This window comes from Actinomadura sp. J1-007 (assembly GCF_009793335.1).
GTDB lineage: Bacteria > Actinomycetota > Actinomycetes > Streptosporangiales > Streptosporangiaceae > Spirillospora > Spirillospora yumaensis.
Map to the genome: position 1 here is coordinate 7,447,915 of NZ_WING01000001.1, position 22,688 is coordinate 7,470,602.

At 72.1% G+C, this 22,688-nt stretch carries 25 protein-coding genes and 2 pseudogenes; 15 read left to right on the plus strand and 12 right to left on the minus strand.

The genetic code is table 11. The features are described from left to right. The first annotated feature begins 38 nt into the window (after positions 1-38). Together GEV43_RS33950 and GEV43_RS33955 are read left to right on the plus strand one after the other, a co-directional pair. Positions 39-680, plus strand: coding sequence for a TetR/AcrR family transcriptional regulator (locus tag GEV43_RS33950; RefSeq protein WP_160824165.1), 642 nt, complete (start codon positions 39-41; stop codon positions 678-680). 100 nt (positions 681-780) lie between these two features. After that, a complete protein-coding gene (locus GEV43_RS33955; protein WP_160824166.1) occupies positions 781-1,170 on the plus strand; it encodes an SgcJ/EcaC family oxidoreductase in 390 nt (129 codons plus the stop codon). Positions 1,171-1,239: 69 nt separating this feature from the next. Here the strand turns inward: GEV43_RS33955 and GEV43_RS33960 are convergent, their stop codons facing one another. The 4 genes from GEV43_RS33960 to GEV43_RS33975 all read right to left on the minus strand — a co-directional run bounded on the left by GEV43_RS33960 (position 1,240) and on the right by GEV43_RS33975 (position 4,057). Further along, a complete protein-coding gene (locus tag GEV43_RS33960) occupies positions 1,240-1,647 on the minus strand; it encodes a YciI family protein (RefSeq protein WP_160824167.1) in 408 nt (135 codons plus the stop codon). 67 nt (positions 1,648-1,714) lie between these two features. After that, complete coding sequence (locus tag GEV43_RS33965; protein WP_160824168.1) at positions 1,715-2,155, minus strand: VOC family protein; 441 nt, start codon at positions 2,153-2,155, stop codon at positions 1,715-1,717. A 153-nt stretch (positions 2,156-2,308) separates the two neighbouring features. Continuing rightward, positions 2,309-2,857, minus strand: a complete 549-nt coding sequence (locus GEV43_RS33970) for an NADPH-dependent FMN reductase (protein WP_160824169.1) — start codon at positions 2,855-2,857, stop codon at positions 2,309-2,311. A gap of 33 nt (positions 2,858-2,890) precedes the next feature. Further along, positions 2,891-4,057: an MFS transporter gene (locus tag GEV43_RS33975; RefSeq protein ID WP_309240066.1), complete on the minus strand. Its 1,167-nt coding sequence runs from the start codon at positions 4,055-4,057 to the stop codon at positions 2,891-2,893. A gap of 184 nt (positions 4,058-4,241) precedes the next feature. Between GEV43_RS33975 and GEV43_RS33980 the strand changes: the two genes are divergently transcribed. The 7 genes and pseudogenes from GEV43_RS33980 (at position 4,242) to GEV43_RS34005 (ending at position 9,861) form a co-directional block, all read left to right on the plus strand. Further along, positions 4,242-5,000, plus strand: coding sequence for a TetR/AcrR family transcriptional regulator (locus GEV43_RS33980; protein WP_206681404.1), 759 nt, complete (start codon positions 4,242-4,244; stop codon positions 4,998-5,000). Between the two features lie 220 nt (positions 5,001-5,220). Continuing rightward, on the plus strand, positions 5,221-6,285 hold the full coding sequence (locus tag GEV43_RS33985) for a PP2C family protein-serine/threonine phosphatase (RefSeq protein ID WP_160824170.1): 1,065 nt from the start codon (positions 5,221-5,223) through the stop codon (positions 6,283-6,285). 450 nt (positions 6,286-6,735) lie between these two features. Then, complete coding sequence (locus GEV43_RS33990; protein ID WP_160824171.1) at positions 6,736-7,188, plus strand: FG-GAP repeat protein; 453 nt, start codon at positions 6,736-6,738, stop codon at positions 7,186-7,188. Beyond that, positions 7,143-7,976 (plus strand): FG-GAP and VCBS repeat-containing protein, encoded by an 834-nt coding sequence (locus tag GEV43_RS55400; protein WP_160824172.1) that lies wholly within the window; start codon positions 7,143-7,145, stop codon positions 7,974-7,976. Before GEV43_RS33990 ends, GEV43_RS55400 begins: the two co-directional genes overlap by 46 nt. Positions 7,977-8,069: 93 nt before the next feature. Beyond that, positions 8,070-9,062: pseudogene (locus GEV43_RS34000) on the plus strand (ATP-binding cassette domain-containing protein). Then, complete coding sequence (locus GEV43_RS51780; protein ID WP_241683142.1) at positions 9,059-9,271, plus strand: hypothetical protein; 213 nt, start codon at positions 9,059-9,061, stop codon at positions 9,269-9,271. The pseudogene GEV43_RS34000 and the gene GEV43_RS51780 overlap by 4 nt, the downstream one beginning before the upstream one ends. Next, positions 9,223-9,861 carry an ABC transporter permease gene (locus tag GEV43_RS34005; protein WP_241683143.1) on the plus strand — a complete coding sequence of 213 codons (639 nt, stop codon included), beginning with the start codon at positions 9,223-9,225 and terminating at the stop codon, positions 9,859-9,861. The genes GEV43_RS51780 and GEV43_RS34005 overlap by 49 nt, the downstream gene beginning before the upstream one ends. A gap of 29 nt (positions 9,862-9,890) precedes the next feature. Here the strand turns inward: GEV43_RS34005 and GEV43_RS34010 are convergent, their stop codons facing one another. Further along, positions 9,891-10,838 (minus strand): Lrp/AsnC family transcriptional regulator, encoded by a 948-nt coding sequence (locus GEV43_RS34010; protein WP_160824173.1) that lies wholly within the window; start codon positions 10,836-10,838, stop codon positions 9,891-9,893. Positions 10,839-10,923: 85 nt separating this feature from the next. Between GEV43_RS34010 and GEV43_RS34015 the strand changes: the two genes are divergently transcribed. From GEV43_RS34015 to GEV43_RS34025, 4 genes are all read left to right on the plus strand, one after another. After that, positions 10,924-11,799, plus strand: a complete 876-nt coding sequence (locus GEV43_RS34015) for a VOC family protein (RefSeq protein ID WP_160824174.1) — start codon at positions 10,924-10,926, stop codon at positions 11,797-11,799. Further along, on the plus strand, positions 11,796-12,536 hold the full coding sequence (locus GEV43_RS53395; RefSeq protein ID WP_206681405.1) for a carboxylesterase family protein: 741 nt from the start codon (positions 11,796-11,798) through the stop codon (positions 12,534-12,536). The genes GEV43_RS34015 and GEV43_RS53395 overlap by 4 nt, the downstream gene beginning before the upstream one ends. Continuing rightward, positions 12,515-13,141, plus strand: coding sequence for a carboxylesterase family protein (locus tag GEV43_RS53400; RefSeq protein ID WP_206681406.1), 627 nt, complete (start codon positions 12,515-12,517; stop codon positions 13,139-13,141). Before GEV43_RS53395 ends, GEV43_RS53400 begins: the two co-directional genes overlap by 22 nt. Before the next feature lie 135 nt (positions 13,142-13,276). Beyond that, the gene (locus GEV43_RS34025; protein ID WP_241684118.1) at positions 13,277-13,453 is read left to right on the plus strand and encodes a hypothetical protein; all 177 of its coding nucleotides are present in this window, start codon (positions 13,277-13,279) and stop codon (positions 13,451-13,453) included. Between the two features lie 353 nt (positions 13,454-13,806). Here GEV43_RS34025 and GEV43_RS54215 read toward each other — a convergent pair whose 3' ends face one another. Together GEV43_RS54215 and GEV43_RS34035 are read right to left on the minus strand one after the other, a co-directional pair. Continuing rightward, complete coding sequence (locus tag GEV43_RS54215) at positions 13,807-17,541, minus strand: putative adhesin (RefSeq protein ID WP_160824175.1); 3,735 nt, start codon at positions 17,539-17,541, stop codon at positions 13,807-13,809. Between the two features lie 260 nt (positions 17,542-17,801). Continuing rightward, positions 17,802-18,455, minus strand: a complete 654-nt coding sequence (locus GEV43_RS34035) for a MarR family winged helix-turn-helix transcriptional regulator (RefSeq protein WP_206681407.1) — start codon at positions 18,453-18,455, stop codon at positions 17,802-17,804. A gap of 78 nt (positions 18,456-18,533) precedes the next feature. Here GEV43_RS34035 and GEV43_RS34040 point away from each other — a divergent pair, with 78 nt between their 5' ends. Then, a complete protein-coding gene (locus tag GEV43_RS34040) occupies positions 18,534-19,061 on the plus strand; it encodes an SgcJ/EcaC family oxidoreductase (protein WP_309240067.1) in 528 nt (175 codons plus the stop codon). Between the two features lie 90 nt (positions 19,062-19,151). Further along, positions 19,152-19,355, plus strand: a complete 204-nt coding sequence (locus tag GEV43_RS48515) for a hypothetical protein (RefSeq protein WP_206681408.1) — start codon at positions 19,152-19,154, stop codon at positions 19,353-19,355. 214 nt (positions 19,356-19,569) lie between these two features. On the opposite strand, the gene GEV43_RS34050 is transcribed toward GEV43_RS48515, so the two are convergent. The 5 genes and pseudogenes from GEV43_RS34050 to GEV43_RS34065 all read right to left on the minus strand — a co-directional run bounded on the left by GEV43_RS34050 (position 19,570) and on the right by GEV43_RS34065 (position 22,674). Further along, complete coding sequence (locus GEV43_RS34050) at positions 19,570-21,045, minus strand: FAD-dependent monooxygenase (RefSeq protein WP_160824177.1); 1,476 nt, start codon at positions 21,043-21,045, stop codon at positions 19,570-19,572. 136 nt (positions 21,046-21,181) lie between these two features. After that, positions 21,182-21,328, minus strand: a pseudogene (locus GEV43_RS51805) (TetR family transcriptional regulator); the annotation flags it as partial. Next, positions 21,328-21,681, minus strand: a complete 354-nt coding sequence (locus tag GEV43_RS48520) for a TetR family transcriptional regulator (protein ID WP_241683144.1) — start codon at positions 21,679-21,681, stop codon at positions 21,328-21,330. The gene GEV43_RS48520 and the pseudogene GEV43_RS51805, both read right to left, overlap by 1 nt. 168 nt (positions 21,682-21,849) lie before the next feature. Further along, positions 21,850-22,224 (minus strand): VOC family protein, encoded by a 375-nt coding sequence (locus GEV43_RS34060; protein WP_160824178.1) that lies wholly within the window; start codon positions 22,222-22,224, stop codon positions 21,850-21,852. A gap of 75 nt (positions 22,225-22,299) precedes the next feature. After that, positions 22,300-22,674 (minus strand): DUF3703 domain-containing protein, encoded by a 375-nt coding sequence (locus GEV43_RS34065; protein WP_160824179.1) that lies wholly within the window; start codon positions 22,672-22,674, stop codon positions 22,300-22,302. Positions 22,675-22,688 lie beyond the last annotated feature (14 nt).

The window sequence follows — 22,688 nt, forward strand, 5'->3', positions numbered from 1 at the left end:
CGCGGGGCCGGACGAGGGTCCGTCACTAGCATTGGCGGGTGCGAGAAGCAGAACGGCCGCGCGGACGCGGCCGGCCGCCCGGGCCGGGCGTCGACGCGCGGCGGCGGCGGGAGGAGCTGCTCGACGCGGCCGAACGGGCGATCCGCGCGAAGGGGCCGGGCGCCTCGATGGCCGACATCGCCCGCGAGGCGGGGTACGCGCGCTCGGCCGTCTACGCGGCGTTCCCCAACCGGACGGCGGTGCTCGCCGCGCTGGCCGAACGTCACGCCGGGCTCCTGCTGGCCGACATGTTCGGCCGCGCCTCGGCCGCGGGCGAGCCGCGCGCCCAGTTCCAGGAGATCCTCAACGCCCTGTTCGCCTGGGTGCAGGACGGCCCGCGGCTCTACTGGGCGCTGATCCGCCTCCCGGACGAAGGCGGACCCGGCCTGTTCGACCTGCTCGCCGGGGCCATCGAGGCGATGCTGGAACCGGCGTTGCGCGCGAGGGGAACCGACGTCGAGCTGGCCGCCCCCGGCGCGCGGGCGATGATGGGCTCGGCGATCGCGGCGATCGAATGGTGGCTGCGAACGGACATGGCCATGCCCCGCCCCAAACTCGTCGGCTACCTCACCGACCTCGCCTGGAACGGCGGAGTGGGCCTCCCCGAGGGCTGGATGGGCGTCCCCACCTCCCCGCAATAGCCGACCACCGACGAGCACGCCCGTTCTCGGAACCTCCTTGACGCTCGGGTACTACCACGTGTAGTACTACGACATGTAGTTGATCTGAAAGGAATCCCACGTGCCCATCGAAAAAGCTCTCAACCGCCGCCTGGAGAACGCGTGGAACGCCGGCGACGGCCAAGCATGGGCGGCCAATTTCGCCGAGGACGCCGATTTCGTGGACGCCCTAGGGCGCCACCACCACGGCCGAGAAGAGATCGAAGCGTCCGCCCAGCACGTCCTCGACACCATCTACCAGGGCAGCAGCATCACGTTCCGCCACACGGGCTCCCGCACCATCGGCGACATGATGATCATGCACAACACGTCGCTCCTGCACGTCCCCAACGGCCCACTCGCCGGAGACATCCACAGCACCCAAACCCTGGTCCTCGACGCTGAACAGATCATCGCCTTCCAGAACACCATCCAGCAGAACTACGAAGGCTACGCAAACGGCAAAGCCTGACCACACGAACCTTTCTCGCAGCGCACCGCTCAGACGGTCTTCGACCAGGGTGTTCTTGTCCGTATTCCGTTACTCGGTGATGGTGGGGAAGGGGGACAGAAAGGGGCGGACCTCTAGCCACTTGTGGGTCGGTTCGCCGTTCGCGCCCGGCGCTGCGGACAGTTCCGCGGCCAGCTCGACCGCTCGTTCGTAGCTTTCGACGTCGATCACCATCCAGCCGGCGATCAGGTCCTTGGTCTCGGCGAACGGGCCGTCGGTGACCGGTGGGCGGCCCTCGCCGTCGGAGCGGACGAACGTTCCCTCGGGCAAGAGCGCCTGGTGGTCGATCAGCTCGCCGGTGCGCGCCAGCCGGGCGGCGAAGTCCCGCATGTACTGGATGTGGGCCGAGATCTCCTCCGGCGTCCACTGCTCCATCGGCGCGTCGTTCACCGACGCCGGAGCGCCTCGGAAATGCTCCAGCAGCAGATATCTGGCCATGATGCCCTCCTTGACGGTGCACGGCCCCGTCGCGGTGTTCGGACGGAGCCGTGCACAGGGGCGGCCGTCAGTCGAGTTTCTCGGCCAGCGCGATGGTGATGCCCTCGGGGCCGCGCATGTAGCAGAGCCGGTAGCTGTCCCCGTACCGCACCACCTCGCCGACGAGTTCGGCGCCTTTGGCGAGCAGGCGCGTGACGACGGTGTCGATGTCGTCGACCGCGAACATGATGCGGCGAATGCCCAGCGTGTTCGACGGGGCGTTCTCCGGCACGCCGGCGATCGCCTTGGGCGTGTGGTACTTCGCCAGTTCGATCCGCCCGTGGCCGCCCGGGACGCGCAGCATCGCGATGTCGACCCGCTGCTCGTCGAGGCCGACCACGCGGGCGGCCCAAGAGTCCTCGATCAGCGCCTTGCCTTCCAGTTCCAGGCCGAGTTCGAGGAAGAACGCGATGACGGCGTCGAGGTCGTTGACGGTAATGCCGATGTTGTCCATCCGCTGAAGCGTCATGGTGGCTCTCCTGAGTCGGGCGGCCCGTCCTGGCCGCTGGTGCCCCTGGGACGGAGCCGCCGCCGCGTTCTCGACATCCCGAGCGTGGTGGGTTTCAGAAAGTTCGCGATCGGACGGCACACAGGAGGCCCGTAGTCCCGTGCGGAGGAGAGTTCAGCGGCGGGCACGGGTTGAGAGTTCGGTGAGCAGTTGCTGGAGGAGGGCGATGCTCGTTTCGTCGGTGAGGTTCCCTGCCTGGTCGAAGCGTTCCTGGGCGCGGAAGACCGCCACTTCCGGGGAGGTGACGACTTCGGCGTTGAGGCCCACGAAGACCGCGCGCAGGGCGACCTGGGCGCGGGCGGTGCCGAGGAAGCCGGGGCTCGCGCCGGCGATGGCGATCAGCTTGCCGTTCAGCACCGACCTGCCGGGCGGACGGCTGGCCCAGTCGATCGCGTTCTTGAGGACGCCCGGGTAGGAGTGGTTGTACTCGGGGGTGCACAGCAGCAGGGCGTCGGCCTCGCCGATCCGCCGCCGGAGGTCGGTCACGGGGGCCGGCAGCCGTTCCTCCTGGTCCTGGTCGAACGGCGGGATTTCGCGCAGGCCGTTGTAGAGGGAGACCCGCACTCCCGGCGGCGCCTGCTTCCGGGCGGCGCGGGCGAGCGCGGTGTTGTACGAGGTCGTCCGGAGGCTGCCGGAGATCGCGAGCACGGTGATGTCGTCCATGCGGCTGGGTCCTTTCGTTCGCGGACGGGTGCGTCAGGTGATGAGGAGCGCGGACAGGGCGGGGCCGAACGCGCCGCCGAGCTGGTAGCAGAGGGTGAAGAGGGCGAGGGTGATGGGCCGCTGCGCGTCGGGAACGGAGTTCGCGGCGTACACCGAGAGCGTCGCCTGGCCCGATGAGCTGACGAAGACGGAGACGCCGGCGGCGACGAGCATCAGCGCCGCCCACGGCGTGACGGCCGCCGCGATGGGGGCGAGCGCGCCGAGGGCGAGGAGGACGGCGAGGACCATGGCGCGGCTCATGCGCGGTGAGGACGCCGCCAGGAGCCAGGACGCGGCGGAGCCGACGAGCAGCGCGACGAGGATCGCCGTGCCGACGGCTCCGGGGTCCCAGCCGCCGTCCTCCTCCAGGACGCGCGGGACGGTGTAGAGCAGCGAGAAGTACGAGGTCGACAGGGCGCACACGAGGACGCTGACGCCGAGGAAGACCGGGGTGCGCAGGACGGTCGCGGGCACGAACCCGTTCGGGCGGCTGCGGACGCGCGCCGCCAGGGCCGCGCCGATGACCGCCGCGCAGATCAGCGCCGGCACGGGGAAGCGGGGGACGAACACCAGCGCGCTGATCATCGCCGTCAGGACGGCGGCGCCGGCCGTGTCGAAGGGCGCGTGCGCGTCCCGTTCGGGGGGCTTCGGCGCGGCGCGCAGGACCCCCGGTACGGCCAGCACGGCGAGGATGGACGGCGACAGCGCCGCGTGCCAGGACACGTGCTCGGTGAGCAGGCCGCCCGTGAGCGGGCCGAGCGCGCCGAGGAGGCCGCTGCCCGCGGTCACCGCACCCATCCGGCGGGGCGTGCCCGCCAGGTTGATGGCCGTGGTGACCAGGCAGCTCCCGCCGACGGCCTGGGCGCCGCGGCCGGCGACCAGCACCGGCAGGGACCCGGCCGCGACGACCAGGACGGTGCCGGCGGTGACCAGGGCGGCGCCGACGAGCACGGCGGTCCGTACCCCGCGGCGCTTCAGCAGCTCGGCCGCCGGCGGGGTGCACACGGCCATCAGCAGGCCGAACGCGGTGGCGATCCAGGTCGCCGCGCCCACGGACACGCCGAGGTCGTCGCTGATGGCCGGGAGCGTCATCGTGGCGGTGTTGGCGCTCAGGGCGGCGGGGGCGGCCAGCAGGCCGAGCGCCGGCGCGGGAACGCGCAGGGCGCTCTGCCCCGCGCGGGCGGGGAGGGGCCGCCGGCGCCCGGCGCGCCGCGCGGAGGTCGCGCGGACTTCGGCGTGGCGGCCGCCTCGCGATCGGACGGACGTGTCATCGGTGCCTCCAGAGGGTCGGGGACCGGAGCCAGAGGGGAAACTACACCGTGCAGTGTAATCAGTAAACTATGCCGTGTACGCTCGGGCTGGAAGACTGGAGGCCGGAAACGCCGCGGTCACCGCCGCGGACGGCGACGGCCGGGGAGAGGTGCACGGACGGATGCGCGAGGAGAAGCCGGGACGGCGGCGCGGGATGCCGGAGAAGCGCCGGGCGATCATGCAGGCCGCCCGCGTCGTCTTCGGGCGGGAGGGCTACTCGCGCGCCAGCGTCGACACCATCGCCGACGAGGCCGGGGTGTCCAAGCGGACGATCTACAACCACTTCGCCGACAAGGAGGACCTGTTCCACTCGGTGGCCATGGAGGGCGCGCACCAGGTGACCGAGGCCATCGCGCAGATCATGGAACGGCACCTGCGGAAGATCGTGGACCTGCGGGACGACCTGATCGACTTCGCCACCGAACGGGCCGCCGCGGTGATGGACTTCCCGGACCACTTCGCGCTGGTCCGGGCGCTGGAGGCGGAGGTCACGCGGATCCCGCCCGAGATGCTCAAGGACTGGCGGGAGGCGGGCCCGCAGTCGGGCCACGTCCGGCTGGCGCCCTACCTCCGGCGGATCGCCGACCGGGGCCTGCTCCGGTTCGACGACGCGGAGGAGGCCGCGAACCACTTCAACCTGCTGACGATCACGGGCGTCAACCAGCGGACGTTCTACGGCGCCGTCCCCATCCCGGAGTCCGAGACCGCCCACATCGTGACGAGCGGCGTGGACGTGTTCCTCCGGCTGTACGGGACGGAGCCCGAGCGTCCGGCGCGGTCGGACGGCTCGTGAGCGGGGCGTTCCGCGATGCCCTTCCGTAGAACGCGGCGTCCCGCGCGGTAGCGCCTCACTCCCACACCGGGCAGGGCAGCCGCCGGACGCACGTCTCGCGGGTGATCCACTCGCCGTCCACAGCGGGCACCTCGCCGGGACCTGGAGGGCTTGGCGAGGCCGGGCGCGGCGGGGAGGCATTAGCCTTCTGCGGAACGAGGACATCTCCTGGGGGCTGCGGATGCGGGTGGGAGCGGGTGATCGGGCCGCCGGTCGGTTCCTGGGGTCGCTGCCGTTCGCGATGATGGCGGTCATCGCCGTGACCGACGTGCTCGCCGGTCCGGGAGCGGGGTTCCTGCCGCTGCTCTCGCTCGGCCCGGCGTTCGCGAGCCTTTCCAGCAGTGCCCGGCGTACGGCGTGGATCGGCCTGGCCGCGCTCGCCCTGTGCCTCGCCCTCGCCGTCTACGACGAGCTGATCGGGTCCCGCCAGAACTTCCTGACGCTGCTGTCGATCGGCGGGGTCACCGGGGCCGCGATGCTGGCCTCCGCGTCCCGCGAGGGCAAGGAGCGCGAGCTGCACGACATCCGCACCGTCGCCGAGGTCGCGCAGCGCGTCCTGCTGAGGCCGGTGCCCCGCCGGGTCGGCCCCATCCACGCCGCCGTGTCCTACACCTCCGCCGCGGCGCGGGCGCGCATCGGCGGCGACCTGTACGAGGTGGTCACGACGCCCGGCGGCGTCCGGATCATCGTCGGGGACGTCCAGGGCAAGGGCCTGGACGCGGTCGAGACCGCCGCGGTCGTCCTGGCGGCCTTCCGCGAGGCCGCGTTCGACGAGCCCGACCTGCCCAGCGTGGTGCTCCGGCTGGAGAAGGCGCTGGGCAGGCAGCTCACCGGCGAGCAGTTCGTCACGGCCGTGCTCGTCGAGATCGCCTCCGAAAGGGCCAAGGCCCGCCTGCTCAACTGCGGCCATCCTCCGCCGCTGCTGCTGCGGGCCGACGGCCACGCCGAGTTCGCCGACCCCCCGGACGTGGCGCCGCCGCTCGGACTGGCGAGCATGACCCCGGTCCAGGCGTCCCCGTACGAGATCGAGTTCGGCCCCGGCGACCGGATGCTCCTCTACACCGACGGCGTGATCGAAGCGCGCGACGACCGGGGAGCGTTCTATCCCCTCGCGGACCGTTCGGACCTGCTCCGCGCGCACGATCCCCAAGAGGCCCTGGACGCGCTCCCGCACGACCTCGTCCGGTACGTCGGCGGCCCGATCGACGACGACGCCGCGATGCTCCTGCTGCGCCGCAGGCAGTGACGCCACCGGACGGCGGGCGGGACAGATCGATTTTCCGCGATCTCTCGCGGATCCCGGGCGGACGCTGGATGATCTTCCCTTCAATGCGATCAGCCGGGGGTCCGCAGTGCAGATGAAAGGGTCGCGGGGGACGAGCCTCCGCAGGAGGATCACGGTTGTCGCTGCGGCCGTCGCGGTGGTGGCGTCGCTCGTCATCGCCGGCGACGTCACCCGCAGCGACCCGAGCCCGCGGAACGCCGCGCCCCGGGCGGGTTGCGTGACCCCGTTGCCGTCCGGCAGCGCCGCCCCCGCGCCGACGCCCAGCGCGAGGACGCCCCGGCGGGCTGTTCGGGCCGCGAAAAGGGGCTTCGACCGCGGCGGCGACTTCAACGGCGACGGCCGCCGTGACACCGCGGTCTCCCTCCCGTACGGCAAGGTTCCGGGACGGCCGGACGCCAAGGTGAACGGGAAGTGGGCGGCCGGGTACGTCGCCGTCGTCTACAGCGGCCCCAGGGCCCGGACCCCGCCAGGCGGCAGATCATCACGCACGACTGCCTCGACGTGCCGACCCGGGGCGAGCCGACGATGGAGTTCGGCACGACGATGGAGTCGGCCGACTTCGACCACGACGGCTACGACGACCTGCTGGTGGGCGGGCACTCCGAGGGATGGGGCGAGACCGGGCTGTACCGGATCCCCCGCGCGACGATCGTCTACGGCGGCGCGCACGGGCTCACCCGCCGCGCGGTGGAGCTGCGGACGCCCCGAAGACGCTCTCCGATTTCGACGGCCTGGCGATCGGGGACTTCGACGGCAACGGCGGGTTCGACGTCGTCGCCACCGGAGGGTTCACGCCCCGCCTGCTCTTCTTCCGCGACGTGGTGGACCGGCCCGTCCCCGCCGTGGAGACCGCGCCGAAGCTGATCATGCCTAACGAGCGCGGAGCCGAGGACGCCTTCCACTCCCTCAAGGTCGCCGACTTCAACGCCGACGGCCGTTCCGACCTCGCCCTGATGGTCCACTGGCTGTCCGAGGGCGAGGAGAACCACTACTGGGGCGAGCTGCGGCTCGGCGGCCCCCGGGGCCTGAGCGACCGGGCCACCGTGTTCGGCCGGGGCTGGGTCGGGTTGCACGCGACGACCGGCGACGTCACCGGCGACGGCCGGCCCGACCTGGTCATGCGGGACCGCAACGACGTCCCGAAGCCGCAGATGTCCGTGGTGCCCGGGACGCCCACCGGGCTCGGCGCGCGGCAGGGTTTCACCAGCCCCATCACGGTCGGAACCGTGGACAAGCCCGGAAACCTCGACTACGCCGTGTCCCTGGAGGCGGCGCGCGGATTCGCCGTCGGCGACGTCACCGGCGACGGCATCGAGGACATCGCCGTCGCCGGAGACGGCAAGGTCGCGGTCATCCCGGGCGGCCCCGACGGCGTACGCCCCGGCAAGGCCCACATCATCGACGGCCAGGACCTCCCGCGGCCCTCTGGCAGCGACCTGCGCTGGGTCGGTGACGGCCTGTCGGTCGGCGACCTGACCGGAGACGGGGAGCCCGAGCTCACCGTCGGCGTCCCCGAATGGACGACCCGTGCGGGCGGACGCGTCTACGTCCTGCCCAACGGACGGACCCAGGGCGCCACGACCGTCAGCGGCGCTCAGCTCGGCCTGACCCAGCAGCAGGACGGCGGCTTCGGCCAGCTCCTCCTCCCCTGAGCGCGGTCCGGTATTCGGTGTTGCTGAGTAGTGGTACTTGGTCATACTATCTACCGGTAGTCAGCGGCACTGAGTAGATGGAGAGGGGGCCCTATGAGTGACGCGATCACGGCCGAAGGGCTGGTCAAGAAATACGGGAACGTGACGGCGCTGGACGGCTTGGATCTGTCGGTCCCGTCCGGGACGGTGCTGGCCCTGCTGGGGCCGAACGGCGCCGGGAAGACCACGGCGGTGCGGGGGCTGACCACGCTGCTGCGGCCGGACGCGGGACGCGCCGTCGTCGCGGGCTGCGACGTCGTCCGCGACGCCGCGGAGCTGCGCTCCCGCATCGGGGTGTCCGGGCAGTACGCCGCCGTCGACGAACACCTCACCGGCGCCGAGAACCTGGAGATGGTCGGGCGGCTCTACCACCTGGGCGCCAAGCGCAGCAGGAAGCGCGCCCGCGAGCTGCTGGAGCGCTTCGATCTCGCGGAGGCGGGCGACCGTCCGGTGAAGGGCTACTCCGGCGGCATGCGGCGCCGGATCGACCTGGCCGGGGCTCTCGTCGCCGACCCGCCGGTGCTGTTCCTGGACGAGCCGAGCACCGGCCTCGACCCGCGCGCCCGCGCGCAGCTCTGGGACGTGATCGGCGAGCTGGTCGAGGGCGGCACCACGCTGCTGCTCACCACCCAGTAGATGGAGGAGGCCGACCGGCTGGCCGACCGGATCGCGGTGGTCGACCACGGCCGCGCGATCGCGCGCGGCACCGCCGACGAGCTGAAGGAACGGGTCGGCGGCAACCGGATCGAGCTGTCGGTCGCCGACCCGGGGCAGCTCGCGACCGCGCGGGAGACGCTGGCCTGGTTCGCCGTCGGCGCCATCGAGACCGACGCCGAGGCGCGGCGCGTCACGGTCCCGGTCTCCGACGGGCCCGAGGCGCTGCGCCAGGCCCTCGGACGGCTGGCCGAGAAGGGCGTCACCGTCAGGGACGCCGGGATGCGGCGGCCCACGATGGACGACGTCTACCTCACCCTCACCGGGCGCCGGGCGTCCGGCTCCGACCGCACCGACGACACCGCCGCGCAGGTCCAGGAGGCCGCCCGATGAGCGCGTTCACCCTCCCGATCATCGACGGGCTCACCGTCGCCAGGCGCAACGCCATCAAGATCAGACGGTCCCCGGAGCAGCTCGCCGCCGCGGTCGCGCTCCCCGCCGTGCTGATCCTGCTGTTCGCGTACGTCTTCGGCAGCGCCATCGACATCCCGGGATGCCCTACAAGGAGTTCCTGCTCCCCGGCATCTTCGTCCAGGCCGTGATCATCGGCGCGCAGACCACCGGGTACACGCTCACCCTGGACCTCCAGAAGGGCATCTTCGACCGGTTCCGCTCGCTGCCGATGGCGCGGTCGGCGGTGCTGGTCGGCCAGACCGTCAGCGACCTGCTGATGAACGTCGTCGCCCTCGCCGTCATGGCGGGCATGGGGCTGGTCGTCGGCTGGCGCGTGCACGGCTCTCCGGCGGAGGCCCTGGCCGGGTTCGGGCTGCTGCTGCTGTTCGCCTACGCGTTCTCCTGGGTCACCGCGACCGTCGCGCTGGCCCTGCGCACCCCGGAGAGCTTCAGCGGCATCGCCAACATGGTCTCGCTCCCGCTGGTGTTCGTCTCCAACGCGTTCCTCGACAGCTCCCGGCTGCCGGCGCCGCTGCGGGTCGTCGCCGAGTGGAACCCCGTCTCCACGTTCACCCAGGCCGCACGCGAGCTCTTCGGCAACACCAGCCCGGCGATGAAGACCTCCGACGCCTGGCCCATCCAGAACGCCGTCCCGGCGTCGCTGCTGTGGATCGCCGTCATCCTCATCGTGTTCGTCCCGCTGGCCACCCGCCGCTACAAGAAGGCCGTCAGCAACTGACGAACGGCCGCCAGGCGACCCCGCACCGGCTAGAGGGTCGGGGCGTGGCGCTTGGTGTACGAGGTGATCGGGGCGGTTTCGAGGCGTTCGACGCCGTCCAGTGAACCGATGCGGTCGCTGAGGTGGGCGTAGAGGGCGTTGTCGTCGCGGCAGACGGCGATCGCGATGAGGTTGTGCTTTCCGGTGGTCGCCCCGACGAAGGCCGTCTCGGGGTGCGCGGCCAGGGACCGGGCGGCGGAGGAGAGCCGGGACGGGGCGATGGCCAGCCTCAGCAGGCATTGGGCGGAGTAGCCGAGCAGCAGCGGATCGACCTCGACGTCCAAGTGGAGCGTGTTGGAACGGCGCAGCTCCTCCAGGCGGCGGCGGATCGCCGACTCCGACCAGCCGACGCGGCGGGCGAGCTCCGGATAGGCGGCCCGGCCGTCGGTGGCCAGGGCGGGCAGCAGCCGCCGGTCGAGATCGTTCAGAACGATCCGGTGGCCGTCGCCGGCGGGCGGCCGCAGCGCCGCGATCTGGTCAGCGGTCAGGGCCGAGGTGCGGCCGGACCATTGCCGGTCCATCAGGTGGCGCAGCAGCCGCTGCGCGTCCACCTGGAGGATCTGCCGGTGGCGGGCCAGCTCCTCCAGCGGCGGCGGGGCCGCGCGGGAGGCGCGCAGGATGCAGCCGATCTCCGTGCCGCCCGACAGGACGGTCACCCAGCGGGTGTCGGGGCGCCGCGCCAGCCCCCGGGCGAGGAGCGGGGCGGCGTCGGGCCGCACGCGCAGGCGCACCAGCCATTCGACCTGGCCGGTGTCGCGGCTGCTGACCGTCGCGGTGACGCGGGCCGCGCCGGCCGCGCGCAGCCTGCCGAAGCGGCGGGCCACCGTGCGGTCGGCGACGTCGAGGGCCTTCGCGATCCTGCTGAACGGGGCGCGCGCGTCGAGGTGGAGCGCGTGGAGCACGCGCAGGTCGAGGGCGTCGAGCGTGACCGGATCCACCCGATCATGGTAGTTCGATGTCGGATCCGGGCGTCCTGGCCCGGCGCCGCCGTCCCGGGCGGACGGTTGGAGCAGCATCGTCGCCATGACGAGCGACATCCGCGGTTTCCACCACACCGGCATCCTGACGCGCGACCTGGACGGCCTGGAACGTACCTTCACCTCGTTCGGGTTCACGTTGAGCCCGCGCTCACGGCACCTGCTCAACGAGCGCCCCGGGCAGCCGCCGGTCCTCGGCTGCACCGCCAACCGGTGCGCGCTGTTCGGCGGGGCCTACATCGAACTGCTCGGCATCGTGGACGAGTCCGCGCCCGACCCCTGGAACACCAAGGCCATGGCCGACCAGTACGAAGGCTTCCGGATCCTCAACCTCGACACCGACGACGCCGAGGCCACCGACCGGCGGCTGACGGCCGCCGGGCTGCGCACCTCCGGCGTGCTCGACCTGGAACGCGAGGTCGACACCGAGGACGGGCCCCGCACCATGCGCGCCCGCGCCGCCCACCTCGATCCGCGTTCGACCCCCGGAGGCTACGTGGGCCTCGCCCAGCACCTCACCCGCCAGTACGTCCACCAGCCGCGCTACCTGCGCCACCCCAACACCGCGCGCGCCCTGGACGCGGTGCTGCTCGTGGCCGACGACGCCGAGTTCGACGCGATCGTGGACCGGTACGCCCGCATCCTGAACGCGGCGCCCCGCCGGCAGGGCCTGATGACCGTGCTGGACCTGGCGGACGGAAGGCTGGAGTTCGTCCGGTCCTCGGACGCCGAGGAGGCGCTGCCCGGCGAGCCCGCCCCGGCCGCGTCCTACCTGGCCGCCATGACCGTGCTGGTCGACGACGTCACCGCCGCCCGCACGATCGTCGAGGACGGCGGCACGGGCGTCCGGACGACCGGCGACGGCTTCTTCGTGTCCGCGCGCGACGCCTACGGCGCCGGCCTGTTCTTCACCGCCCGATGATCGCCGAGACCGCGGCGGGCCGGGTCCGCGGCGCCGCCGCCGGGCCGGTCACCGCGTTCCGCGGCATCCCGTACGCCCGCGCCGACCGGTTCGCCGAGCCCCGGCCCGTCCGCCCGTGGCCCGGCGTTCGGGACGCCGCGGCGCCGGGCCCGGCGGCGCCGCAACCGGCGTCCCGGCTCGAACGCGTGATGGGCCCGTTCCAGATGCCGCAGGCGGAGCAGTGCCTGTCGCTGAACGTGTGGGCGCCACCGGGACAAGGACGTCCGGTGCTCGTCTTCTTGCACGGTGGCGGCTTCACCAGCGGTTCGGGCGGTGCGGACTGGTACGACGGCGCCGAGCTGGCCGCCGCCGGGGACCTGGTCGTGGTGACCGCCAACTACCGGCTCGGCGTGCTCGGTTACCTGCGGTTGCCGCCGGTGAGCGAAGGGAACCTCGGGCTGCTCGACCAGCTCGCCGCGCTGGAATGGGTGCGCGACAACATCGCCGCGTTCGGCGGAGATCCCGGCAACGTGACGGTGGCCGGCCAGTCCGCCGGCGCACAGTCGATCCTGGCGCTGCTGTCCGGCCGGCGGGCCGGCGGCCTCTTCCAGCGTGCGATCTTGCAGAGCACCCCGCCGGGATGCTCCCCGACACGCCGGACGCGGCGGAACGCACCGGCCGCCTCCTCCTGGACGAACTGGGCCTCGATCCCGGCCAAGAGGCCGCGCTCACCGACGTGCCGGTCGCCGACCTCCTGACCGCGCAGGGAGCCGTCGCCCAGCGCGCCGCCGCCCCGCTCAGCCCCGTTCCGCCGTTCCAGCTCATCGCGGACGGGGAACTGGTGGCGGGCGACCCGGTCGAGGTCACCGGAGCACGCGCCGCCGACGGCGTCCAGATCCTCATGGGCACGACCCGCCACGAGGCGGCGGCGTTCTTCGCCGACAACCCGCGAACGCGGGCCCTCAGCCAAGAGGACCTGACGGAGATCGCCACCCGCTGGTTCGGCGACCCGGAACGCGCCGCGCCCGGCGGCCGTACGACCACCGAGATCGTGGTCGACATGGTCACCGACCAGATGTTCCGCGAACCGGCCCACCGCCTGGCGCGACTGCTCACCGACGGCGGGGCCGCTCCCTGGCTCTACCGCTTCGACTGGCACCCGCCGCACAGCCCGTACGGCGCCTGCCACTGCATCGAGCTGCCGTTCGTCCTCGGAACCGCCGCCGCCTGGCGCGAGGCCCCCATGCTCGACGGCGACCCGCCGCCCGAACTCGTCCGTCGGGTGCGCCGTTCCTGGACCGGCTTCGCCCAGCGGAACGACCCCGGCTGGACCCCCGGAACGACCCACAACTTCACCGGCTGAACCGCCGACCGTTCGGGACGGAGGAACGACCATGGCGCCCGGGGACCACACCCCCGGGCGCCATGTCCCGCCCGAGGCGGGACCGGGCGCGCCGCGCTGCTGTTCGCCGTGTGGTCGTTCACCTGCCTGGTCCACATGCTCGCGGCCCCGATCGGCTACCTGGCCCGTCCCTGCATCGTCTGCCGCAGCCGCGCCGAGGGCCTCGGCACCCGCCCCCCGCCGGGGCTGGGAACGCACCCCCTGGCTGACTTTCAGGGTGCGGGTGACGGGGGCGCTCTCAGGCTGGTGATATGGCGAGGACGGCGTTGGTGAACGGCTCGGGGGCTGGTACCGGTGCGCCTGGATGTAATGGGGGAGCAGGGTGGGGGCCGCGTACACGGTGCCGTTCTCTCCGGTGACCCGCACCTCGCCGTTGCCGAGGGCGATTTCCTGCTCGCCGAGGTGCATGAGGACGGGGTACGGCGGCTCGGCGCAGAACTCGCATTTGTGGAAGCCGCGCGTCAGATTGACAGGGCCTTTTGCGACCAGCCGCAATAGCGCGGGAACGACTTCGGCGGGGACGTCGCCTGTGGGGAATGGCTCTCCACTGCCCAGCCAACCGATATTGACGGCCGTCTCCGTGCTGTTCGGCCAGTATCTGTAGGGCGTCAGGTCCTCGAAATAGGTCACGGCGTCAAGTCTATCATCGTGTTCTGTAGGGGATGCCCCGCCTGTTCCAGGCACGCGGCCCAGTGTGTTCGGCCCATATTGGGCTGGAGCAATTGCGAAAGCTGCGTGTCCTTCGTCACCGTGATCGGGTGTCCTTGGATGTTCAGCGTCGGATTGTAGGGCGGGTGCAGGGTGTAGTTCGGCATTTTCTGCCCCGGGCCGTAAGTGGCGACGTGCGGGAACTTGCCGGTGCCCGTTCCGGTCTCGATCGCGCCGCCCAGGCGGTCGGAGATCGTGGCGCCGTGCGGCGCGTACACCGTCACCGACGTCCCGGGCGGGACCGTGACCTTCCCGTTCGCCGGATCGTACGAGCCGTGGCCGCTGAACACGGTCTGGTTGTCGGGCCGCCCCTTGCCCTTGACGCTGGTCGCCTCGCCCTTGGAGTTGACCTCGAACGTGGCGCCCCGGCCGGGCCCGAGGCCCAGCGGGTCCGTCCACGACATCGGGTTCGCCACGTAGGCGTGCGGGTTCGGCGCCAAGGCGAGGCCGAGCGGGTCCTCGGTCAGGTAGCGGGCGCCGCTCGGGTCGTAATAGCGGTAACGGTTGTAGTGGAGACCCGTTTCGGCATCGTGGTACTGCCCGGGAAAGCGCAGCGGGCACAGTGACAAACGTCCGGACGGCTCGTTCCCCCAGAGCGTGCCGGACGAATGCCAGGCGATGTCGCCCGAGCCGTCCACCAGTTCTCGCGGAGCCCCGACCAGGTCGGTGACGATCGCGTAGAACTGCCGGTCGATCCACGATTGGGGCGCGTCGCGCGCGGGCGCCCGTTCGGTCTGGGAAATCGGCCGGAAAGTGTCCGGCTCGTATTCCCACACCTTTCCCGAAGCGACATACGTCCGCTGGTCGGACGACCAGACGCGATGCACCTGCTCCGCCAGGACCGGGCCGTCCCAGACGAAGTCGGTCTGCTCCTCCACACCGCCGTCGCGCGTGAGGCGCTGTTTGGAGACGCGCCGTCCGAGCGCGTCGTACCGGTACCGCCACCGGGCGCCGTCCGGGGTGGCGGCGCCGACGAGGCGGTCGTCGTCGTCCCACTCGTAGCGCCAGGTCAGCGGCTTGGACGAGAGCCGCGCGTGCTGGCGCAGGACGACCCGTCCGTGCGGGTCGTGCTCGTACCGGACGTTCCCGGCGCGGCGGATCAGCGTCCCCGCGTACTCCCGCTCGCCGACCGCGTCCGCCGCCGTGTCGCCGGGGCCGCCCGCGGGCCAGGCCGCCTGGGTCAGGTTTCCCGCGAGGTCGTAGGCGTACCGCTCGGTCCAGGCGTGCGCGCGCACGGCGACGGCTCGGCCGCCGGCGTCGAGGTCGTAGCGGCGGTCCCCGGCCAGCCGGTCCCCGACGCCGACGACGGCGCCGTCCGGCCGGTAGGCGTAGGTGCGGTGCTGGAGGAGGCGCGCCTGCTCGCCCTCCGCCCGCGGCGCGCCCCACACGGTCTGGGCCGACAGCCGGTGCCCGGAGTCCCACTGCTGGGCGAGGACCGCACCGGCGCCGATCTGCCGCTGGACCTCCCGTCCCGCGGCGTCGTAGGAGAAGCGGAGCGTCTGCCCGCCGGCGCTGAGCATCTGGGGTTGCCCCGCCGAGTCGTAGGACCAGGTGCTCTCGGCGCCGGAGGGAGTACGGCGCCGTACGCGCTGCCCGGCCGCGTCGTACGCCGTCGTCAGGGCCGCGCCGTTGCAGATCTCGGCGGTCACGCGGCCGAGCGCGTCGCGCTCGAACCGCAGGTCGGAATCGGCGTTCACGGCCCGGGCCAGCCGTCCCGCCGCGTCGTAGGCGAACGTGGTGACCTGCTCGCCGGACCGCCGCTCCACCACGTTGCCGAGGACGTCGCGGCGGAACGAGACCGGAGCGCCTCCGCCGTTCCGTTCGACCAGCCGTCCGGCGGCGTCGCAGGTGTAGGCGAGGTCGCGGCCGTTGAAATCGGTCTCGCCCACAAGGTTGCCTGCGGCGTCGTACCGGTACGTCCACTGGAGGCCCTGCGGATTGGTGACGGTCGTCAACCGCAACTCGGTGTCGTGGGCGAACCGCAGCAGGCCGCCGTCCGGCCCGGTCTGCGCGGTCGGCATCCCGAACGGCCCGTACGCGGTGCGCGTGGCCTGGCCGAGGGCGTCGACGTGCTCGGTCTGGTTGCCCTCCGCGTCGTACGCCCAGCGCTCGGTGCTGCCGTCGGGCAGGACGCGGGCGACGAGACGTCCGTCCGGCGTCCACTCCAGACGCGTGATCCCGCCCGCGGGGTCGGTGATCTGGAAGGGGCGGCCGTGAGCGTCCCGCTCGGTGACCGTGGTGTCGCCGAGCGGTCCGGTGGTGCGCAGCGGGAGTCCCGCCGCGTCGTTCACGGTCCGCGTGACGTTGCCGAGGGGATCGGTGACGCTCGCCAGGCCGCCGTGCTCGTCGTAGGCGTAGGCGGTGACGGCGCCCGCGGGATCGGTGACCGCGGCGAGGTTGCCGCGCTCGTCGTAGGTCTGCCGCCACACCGCGCCGTCGGGCTGCCTGATCTCCGTCGGCCGGTGCGGCCGGTCGCCGTAGACGAGATCCGTGCGCGCGCCGTCCGGACGGACGATGGACGTCGGGCTCCCGTGCTCGTCGTGAACGAACCGCGTGGTGGCGCCCAGCGCGTCGGTGCGGGACAGCAGCCTGTCGTACCGGTCCCACTCGTACCGTGTCGTGTTGCCGAGCGGATCGGTCTCCGCGACGAGCTGGTGGGCCCCGTTGAAGGAGTACGTCCTCGCGCGGCCGAGCGAGTCCGTCACGACCGTCCGGCCGTCGTCCTGGAACGTGAGCGACGTGTTGAGGAAGCCGGACGGGCTCCTGCCGCCGACGGCGCGGCCGTACCGGTCGTACTCGAACTCGTAGGGGTGGCCGTTCCTGTCGCACCAGCTCGTCATGCGGCCTTCACCGTCATAGGTGAACCGCAGGGGGACTCCGGCGGGCCCCGACACCTCCGCCAGATGGCCCGCCTCGTCGTAGCCGTAACGGGCGAGCACCTGCCCGTCCGACACCTCCCCGTCCGAGGCGCCGGTGAGGAGCCGCAACGCGCTGACGCGCCGTTCACTCTCCGCCGGGACGGAGCCGGGCCCGGCGGCGTCCAGCGGAACGGTGTCGACCGCGATGCGGTACCCGCCCGAGTGCCGGATCTCGGTCAGCGTGCCGGCGGTGCGGAGGAAGTCGACACGGTTGCCGTTGCCGTCGGAGAACGCCGTGAGGGGCAGCTCGCTCCACCCCGTCTCGGGCCCGGGAGGCGGAAAGTGCAGCACGCGTCCCGACTGCGGGTCGGTGACCGTGTAACCGCCTTCAGCCGTGAGCTGGAGCGGCCAGCGGGGCCCTTCCAACGGCAGGAACAGCACGTTGGGCAGCGACGCGGACGGATACGTCAAAATCATGCCGTCGGCGGTCACGAGGTGCACGCCGGTGGCATCGACCTCCAGGCGCTGGTCGAGCGTGGAGGCCCAGGAGGCGCCGAACAGCCGCCCGTGCCGATAGTTCGACTGGTGGACGCGCTCGATCAGCAGGGGCAGGACGCCCGGAAGCTGGACATCGACCTGTGCGAGCAGAACCTCCCCGGTGGCGATGTCGATCGGGTCCTGGGTCGTGGTCCTCGTGTTGGGGCTGCGCGAGGTCTCGCGCGGATTCTGCGACGTCCTGCTGTTCGCGGGCCGTCCGCCACCCGGCCCGCCCGCACGGTTGCCGCGATCCGGCACATGCCCGCCGCGTCCACCTGAACGCCCCTTCGGCGTGTGGAACAACTGCCCGGCGGCCTTACCGAACGCTCCGCCCGCCGCGCCGCGTCCTCCGCGTCCCGCCCCACCACGCCGTCTGCCGCCGAATCCGCCCCGTCTGCCCATGCGCGGTGCTCCTCGCCCAAAAGAACAGGTCCTGGGGCTGCATGGCCGGTAGCGAGAAAAAGGCGTCCCCGCTCCGTACGAGCCCCCGGCGTCGGCCCCGTCCCGGCAACCCGTGATCAAGCGTTCGGGAGCATAACAAGCCGGACCGCGCAAAAAACAGAGGAAATCGACACGGAAGCATTCGGCGCTGCCCTCGGCTCGAAGGGGGCCGAATGGTTCAGGTGCGTTTGCGGCCGGGACGGCGTAGATGGGTGGTGTTGGCGCGGATTTCCTCGGTGGCGGCGCGGTACGCGGGGGCGGCGCGCGTGAAGTAGTCGAAGAGCAGGGCGCGCTGCTGGGGGTGTAGTGGTCCAGGACGGCGGCCAGATGCCGGCGGCCGGGGTGACGACCTGCTCGATGTCGGGGAACGTGTCGTCAACAGCGCGGACGATGACGCGGCGGCGGTCGGTGGGGTCGGTGGTGCGGCGCACGTATCCGGCGTTCTCCAAGCGGTCGATGAGGCGGGTGGTGGCGCCGGTGGTCAGTCCGGTGCGGGTGGCCAGGTCGCCGGGGGTGAGGTGTCCGGCCAGCGCGATGACGCTCACCGCGTACCACTCGGTGGGCTGGAGCCCCGCGGCCTCCGCGGCGGCCATGCCGTGCAGGCCGACCGCGTCCAGATAGCGGCGGATGATCGCATGCTCCCCGCCGGACGGCTCGGCGCCCGCCTCGGCGGTCGGCTCCGCCTCGGCGGTCGGCTCGTCGGACGGCTCGGTGCTCGGTTCGGTTGCCATCGGCGGCGGACGTCTCCTAGGCTAATATCTGCAAGGATGCAGATAATGTTTCGTTGCAGGTTCTGAATCAGTCTAACGATCCTCGGGAGACCCCATGACCGCTCGCAGCCACGCCCCAGGCCGCCCGACGACGGACCACCCGGCGCTCCCCACAGCGGGACCCGTGAGGATCGGGAGGCGATCACCCAGGTGATGGACCGACTCCACCGGGCGTGGGCGCGGCATGACGCCGACGCCTACGGCGGGCTGTTCACCCGGGACGCCAGCTACGTCACCTTCGTCGGCACCTGCTACAGCGGCCGGGACGACATCATCAACAGCCACCGCGTCCTGTTCCGCAAACACCTCAAGGGAACCAGGCTGGCCGGTGAGATCACCGACATCCGCTTCCACGGCCCCGACACCGCGATTCTCGTCGGCCGCGGCGACACCTACAAAGGCCGCCGCGCCCCGCGCAAGCCGTCCAAAGTGCAGACCTTGACGTTCGTCCGCGAGTCCGACGGACAATGGCGCATCGCCGCGTTCCACAACACCCAACGCAAAGCGCTGATGGAAGCCATCTCCTTCAAGACCACCCCCGGTCTCATTCCCGCAGCCCAACGATGACCCCGCGCACCCCGCCACCGCGCACGCCCGCCGCCAACCGCCTCGAACCCGTCCCGTCCGCATCACCCCACTGAACGGACCGACCCCCGAATGTCCCACCCGAAGAAGCACCTGCGCACCTTGCAGGGTATCGTCGAAGCTCCCGTCGAGCAGGTCACACCGCTCGTCCTCGACGTTCCGCCGGTCGAGGGCGTCACCGTCGACGCCGACCCGGCCGCGCGCACGGTCGCCGTTCAGGGCGGCTGGTGGTACCGCAGCGAGACCACCGTCACGCCCGTCCCGAAGGCAGCCTGATCACGCAGAAGATCTACAACGTGGCTCAGCGGTTGCGGTGGGGGGTCCCCTTCGTGTCCCGGACCCCGCTGCGCGATGCCCCGGCCGCCTTCGCCCGCCAACTGGAAACCATCGGCACGCGCCTCGGCGTTCCTCAGCGCACCGTGCGCGACCCCTGATCCCGCCGCGTCCGGCTCCCCGCCGCGTTGAACGACCCGGAGGCCGCGCCAGGGGGTCAGGCGAGCGGTGCGCCGAACCACTTGGTCAGCGCGGCTCGCAGACCGTTCACGTCGTCGGGGCGGTGACCGGTCCACGCGACATGGCAGTCGGGGCGCAGCAGGAGCCCGGCCGCGTCCGTGCCCTCCGCCTTGCCGCGCACGACGTCCACCCGGTCGTGCCAAGGCTCCGCGGCCTCGGTGAAGTCGCCGCTCAGGTCCAGCAGCAACGGCCGGGCGGTGGTCGTCAGTTCGGCCAGCCGGTGGGTACCGGCGTCGGTGTGCACCACGAGGTCGGGCGCGAAGGCCTCAGTGGTGCCCGCGAGCAGGTGGGCGATGCGTTCGGTGCCTCCGGGCGCGGCGAGCAGCTCGCCGAAGACGGTCCGCAGGGCGGTGACCTCCGGGCCGGGGCGCATCAGCGCCGACTGCGCCAGGGTGGACGCCATGACGCGTTCGGCGACGGGACGGCGTTCCTCGTCGTAGGTGTCGAGCAGGTGCTCGGGGGCCCGTCCCCGTACCGCGGCGGCCAGCTTCCAACCGAGGTTGACCGCGTCTTGCAGGCCGAGGTTGAGGCCCGGCCCGCCGATCGCCGAGTGCACGTGCGCCGCGTCGCCCAGCAGCAGCACCCGCCCGTCGCGGTAGCGCTCGGCCAGCCGCGTGTTGCCGCCGACGAGCCGGCGAAGCAGGTGCGGCCCCTCGCCCCGCGGAGGACGGATCGGTACGGGCACGCCCAGCACCCGTTCGGCGCTCGCCAGCATCTCCTCGAACGTCATGGGTGCGGTGTGCTCGCCCGCCGTGCCGGTCTCGGTGGTGGTGAGCGCGGGCACGCGGCCGGGCAGGAGCGCCCACACGATCGTGCCGCGCTCCGTCCGCACGTACAGCAGGGGCGGCAGGCTGCCGTAGCCGGGGACGAGCAGGTCGCCGTCCGGGCCGAGGTGCTCGTCGGCCACCGACACGTTCGCGGACCTGGTGACGAAGTCGTCGTTGGTCATGCCCGGGAACTCGATGCCGGACAGTCTCCGCACCATGCTGCGCCCGCCGTCGGCCCCCACCACGTACCGGGCGCGGAGAGTCTCCCCGCTCGCCAGGACGACCCGGATGTGGTCGCCGTCCTGGTGCAGATCGGTCACCTCCTGCCCCCTGCGGAGGTCGACGCCGAGCTCGACGGCGCGTTCGCCGAGGACCTTCTCGATCCGCTCCTGCGGCGCCATGAGCAGGCTCACGGGGTTGTCCTCAAGATCCCCGAACTCCAGCGTGAAGGCGCCGAACATGAATCGGGGCGCGGGCCGGGGCGGCCCGTCGGCACCGCTGAGCCGCGCGTAGAGGCCGCGCCGGTCGAGCATGCGCACCACCTGGCCGACCAGGCCGTTCGCCCGCGCCTCGGTCTTCGGGCCGGTGAGGCGTTCGAGGACGACCGGACGCACCCCGGCCAGCGCGAGTTCGCAGCCGAGCATCAGGCCGTTCGGACCGCCGCCGACGATGACCACGTCCAACATGGGAAACCTCCTGTGCAGGGCAGGGCCTAGGGGCGGGGGAGTCCGGCGGCCAGCATGTCGAGCGCCCGGGGAGCAGGACCTCCATCGGCTCCCGCGCGTCGCCCTGGACGAACAGTTCGATCGCGACGTTGTAGGCGGCCATCACGCTCGCGGCCACCAGGCCCGGGTAGAGGTCGGTCCCGCGGTCGGTGCCCGTTCGTTCGGCGATCGCCGCGGCGAGCTCCCGCTCCGCGATCTTGCTCGCCCGCAGCATCTCGACCTCCAGCGCCGGTTCGGCCAGCATCACGCGCAGGCCGGCCACCCAGTCGGGGGCTCCTGCGGCGGCAGGTGCCCCACCTCCGGGCCGGGCTGCAACTGCCGCAGCACGGCGCGGTCGATCGCCTCCCACAAGGGCTCGTCCGGGGGCCCGTGGCGCAGCTCGTCCGCGACGCGCAGGGAGCGTTCGAGGTAGCGGAACGCGATCGCCTCGGCCTTGCTGGAGAAGTAGTTGTTGAACGTGCGCGGAGACACGCCGACCGCCTCGGCGATGTCCTCGTTCTTGACCGCGTCGAACCCGTGCTCCACGGCGAGCCGTACCGCGGCCCAGCTCAGCGCCGTCCGCCTGGCTTCCTTCTTCCGTTCCCGAAGTCCGCTCACACCGCCCACACTACAGAAACTTGCTTCTGAAGCAAATTTTCTTCAGAGGCAAAAAGTGGGCGGGCGTGGCGGGACCGTGCCGAAAGCCGTCCGCGTGCCGCCCGAGAACCGCCGAGCCCGCGTGACCTCGGTGGGGAGGTCACGCGGGCTCGGTGCGTGCGGCGGGGTTCAGTCCAGGCGGGTGCGCAGGAGGCAGAACTCGTTCCCTTCGGGGTCGGCCAGGCAGTGCCAGGACTCCTCGCCGGTCTGGCCGACGTCGGCGGGGCGCGCCCCGAGTCCGAGGAGGCGCTCCAACTCGGCGTCCTGGTCGCGGTCGGTGGCGTTGACGTCGATGTGCAGCGGCAGCTTGCCCGTCTTCGGCTCGGTGGTGGGGCTGAAGACCAGGGTCGGCTGCAAACCGCCGAACCCTTCCGGCGGTCCGATCTCCACCGAGCCGTCGTCGTCGGTGTCGAGCACGGCGAAGTCCAGTACCTCGCACCAGAACGCCGCCAGCCGTTGCGGGTCCCGACAATCGATCACCAGTTCGGAAATGCGACTAGCCATGCCGGCACTCTACGGGGCGTCCGTTCAGCGTCGCGGGGCGACGTGCTGAAACCCGGCCCTGCGGCGTCTGTCGGGTCAAGGCGTTGGAACTCCGTCCTGCGGGGCGTCGAGGACGGCGGCCAGGTCGTCCGGGACCGGCAGCACGGTGTGCAGGCCGACCGCCGTGCGGCCGGTGTTCCCCACCGGCGCGCGGCCCATCAGAGACCCGGGACCGGCCACGACGAGCCGGACGACCTGGCCGAACGCCTCGCGCCGGTCGCGGCAGGCCAGCGCGAGCCGCAGCATCAGCCAGTGCGCTCGGGTGTGCTCCCAGGCCCACCGCTGCGACAGGATGTGCGCGCGTTCGAGGGCGGTCCACATGGTGTCGGGGTCGGCGGCGGTGGCGGCCCGGTGCAACTCGTTCTCGAACGAGACGCGGACGCGGGCGGGCATGAGGAAACGGGAAGCCATGCCGTTGAGACTGT